2 protein-coding genes are annotated in these 3,336 nt (G+C 55.2%); both read left to right on the top strand.

All coding sequences use genetic code 11. The features are described from left to right. Positions 1–178: NAD(P)(+) transhydrogenase (Re/Si-specific) subunit beta (locus AC1D06_RS42230; protein WP_477991497.1), on the top strand; the 178-nt coding region annotated here is incomplete at its 5' end. A 340-nt stretch (positions 179–518) separates the two neighbouring features. Next, positions 519–3,336: type 2 periplasmic-binding domain-containing protein (locus AC1D06_RS42225; RefSeq protein WP_477991495.1), on the top strand; the 2,818-nt coding region annotated here is incomplete at its 3' end.

Below are 3,336 nucleotides of genomic sequence, written 5' to 3'. Positions count from 1 at the left end.
CTATGGCATGCCGATCCTCGACGTCGACAAGGCCAAGACCTGCCTGTTCGTCAAGCGCTCGCTCGGTTCGGGCTATGCCGGCATCGACAACACGCTGTTCTACAAGGACGGCACCATGATGCTGCTCGGCGACGCCAAGAAGGTCACCGAGGAAATCGTCAAGGCGATGGCGCATTGAGGGCGATGGCCCATTGAGCGTCGGACGAAGATTCGAACAGCATCGTATCTTTCCGCCTCCCGGACATCCCCGATGGCGCTTGGTTATCGGTGCGTCGAGTTGTCCTTGTTACACGCGGAACTGTGTCTCTTGCCTTGTTGGTACATCCTATGATAAAGTAGCAATGACAATGAGGGATTTCGCTATGCGTGTGTTTATGATGATCTGCATGCTCATCTCCATCGCAGTTATTGGTGCTGGACAGGCTGTTCCGGCACAGGCTGGGGCTTGTAGCAGCAACAATACCCTACAGACCTGCTGACAGGATGAGGTAAACTCATCGGCTTAGGAGGACGGTGCGGTGAGTGGGGACGTAGCGATCTGGCCGGCAGAAGCGCCGAAGACGCTTTGGAACTACGATCTGCTCCGTCCCGCTGTCGAAAGGCCATATCCTCTGCCGTTGATGGGCAAGCATCCGGACTTGGAGTTTGTCGGTTACTACGCCGTAGGCGTTTTGATTATTCTGCTATTCGCATGGAGGAGGTTCGACAAACGGACGTTCGACCCCTCATCAGACGATTACCTCGTCCTGAAGGAGCTTTCGCCCACCGAGTTGAGAGGGCCTTCGAAAATGCTCCAGGCCTACCTCTACTATGCGGTAAGCTTGGTCCTGATATACAGCGCCTTTGCTTTTTTCGGCACGGTAATCTTCGAGGCGCTCAAATCCGCCAATATTGCGGGACTCCAAGTCGATATCGATCCAGCCTCTTTTGCCGATCGAAACTGGCCCATAACACTTGCGTTGGCGCTGGCGGGCCTAACCGAGTTGTTCAAGCCTCTGGACACATGGGAAGCTTGGCTGCGACGACTGTCACATCGCTGGGTAGGGATTCCTATTCGTGTCAAAGCGCGCACCGAAAAGCTGCTTCGCTACCTCGACAAGAAGATCAATCTGGACCCATCCGACAGCCGTGAAGAGGGCGCGGACGCTTTTAAACAATTGGTTCCTGCCTGGTTGGACCGACTGCCTGAATGGGCTTTGCTTTTCATTAACAAGAGGATCGGCCTGAAGAGGCTCAAGCAGAAATTCGTGCAGTTGAGGCTTATGACGGATCTCGTCAAGGAGCCTGGAACATGGCCGGACCTGGCCCTGCTCGAAAAGGTGAAACCACTGGCAAAACGTGTCTATGGCGATGCTGAAATTGCCATGCAGCAGCTCGAGGATGTGCTGGTCACGGAGGGTGAGCAGCGTTTATCCGATATAGGCGACGGCGTTGCGGCCGGCGTCGAGCGCCCTACCACCAAGGAACAGCCTGCCGAAAATTCTCAGACAGGCAATCCCGGGCAATCCGGCAGCTCGGCTGACGGACTCTCTGAAGCTGCTCGCAAGCGACGCCAACAGCTTACCGTCCTCGAAGGCGCAATAGACAGGGTCGAGAAGTCGCGCCGTGAAACCGGCGCGTTGTTGGCAGTCTATGCAGAACGCGACGAGAAGAGAGACAAACTTGACGAGAAGAATCTTGTCGGCGAGGCGATCCGGTCCGCGTTTCCGTTTACCCGTCACGTCAACACCGGATTTTGGATCTTGATGCTGCTCGTGCCGATTTTCACCTTCTACACGGTGATGACGTGGCTCGGAGTCCATGGCCTGCTTGGCAACGTAAAGCCCGGGCTCACTACCGTATTGGCGACCGCCCTCTGTGAGACATTGCGAAATGCTGCAATCTTCCTGTTGCCACTGACCGTCGTGCTGGGGGTGAGAAGCTATCTCAAGGACAGCGATCAATGGCACCCCATCAGCCTCTTCAGATTTGGTCCAGATACGGCCATGGAGTGCGTTCTGATTATCGCCGTCGGCAGCTTTGTTGCCGCCGTGAGCCTTATTGCCATCGCGATGGGTTGGATCGCGCTTATCGCGGAGAACCCGGATCGGTTTAGGACGGTGCTTTTCTCCGGCAAAGTGCCGTTTGCGATATATACCCTATCCTACTACTTTCCCAGCATCGCGTCCGTTGTCATCACCACCTGGGCTATCGACTCTCTTGAATGGAAAAACGTGTCGTGGAAACCGTGGGTGTTTGGTGCAGGAAACGCCGTCGTCGTCCTTTTGCTGATGACGGCGCAGGCCACCTTCTGGGGCTTAGCCGCTCCACCTCCTTTTCCCATTAGCTTGCCAGCGTTGATCTACTCACAACTCGATCTGACGGACTTTATCGTTTATGCGCTTATTGCCTTCCTCTCGGCAGGCCTGTTCGCTTTGCCCAGCGATAGCGACGACAAAGAGAGCAAGAAAACTACCAAAAGGGCCAACAAGAAGGATAAGAAGGACAATATTGAGGAGGCACCGCCTGGAACTGGAACGGGCGGTTTGTCTGTTGCGCCTCAGGCCAGCGTTGCGATTATTGCACTTGCGTTGATCTCGAATCTTGCCTTTCCCCATCCGGTGCATGCCGGTGGACATCATTGCTCAGCGAAATTGAAAATGCTGAACCCGGCCTCGCCCCGTCAACTGGTTCATGCTGGCGGACAAATTGGTGCAGCCCAATCGCAAATACTGACCGTCGTGCCATATTCGGTCGGCGTGAGCGAACACTTTGGCTCATCCGGATCGAAAATGCTGAACCCGGTCTCGCCCGATCCCGTTCAGGCCGCCGAACAACTTGGCTCGGCCAAATCGAAAATGTTGAACTCGGCCTTGCCCCATCCGCTTCACGCCGGCGAAAAAAGCGACAAAGCCAAACCGGGCGACGCTCGGACCGTCTATCTCGGCGTCAGGTATGACGCAGAGCCCTTTTCTTATCTCTCGGGGACGGGTAGGGACGGCTTCCGGTCGTTCCGCGGTTACTCAACGGATCTTTGCTATCAGTTGTTCGATAGCTCAAAATACGATGTCGTGTTGGTTCCGGTCACCGCGTCACGACGTTTCGATCTGCTGCGGACAAAAATACCGGAAGATGGCGATTGGGCCAAAGACCGCAAAGTAGACGTGCTCTGTGAGGCGACCACTCTTCGCTTTGACAGACGAAAGGAGCACGATAAGCAAGTAGAGCAGATCGACGGCATTTTTTCGCCTCTCACGTTTGTCTCCGGTGTCTCCTATTTGTTGCGTTCGTCGCGTCAACATAACGCGCACGACATCTATCTTGCCTATGTCGAAGGAACAACGGCGGAGCGTGTGG

It is taken from the genome of Rhizobium sp. P2_G2 (assembly GCF_056403555.1).
Note: the sequence above shows the minus strand (reverse complement) of the source record. Positions and strands in the feature narration are given on the sequence as shown.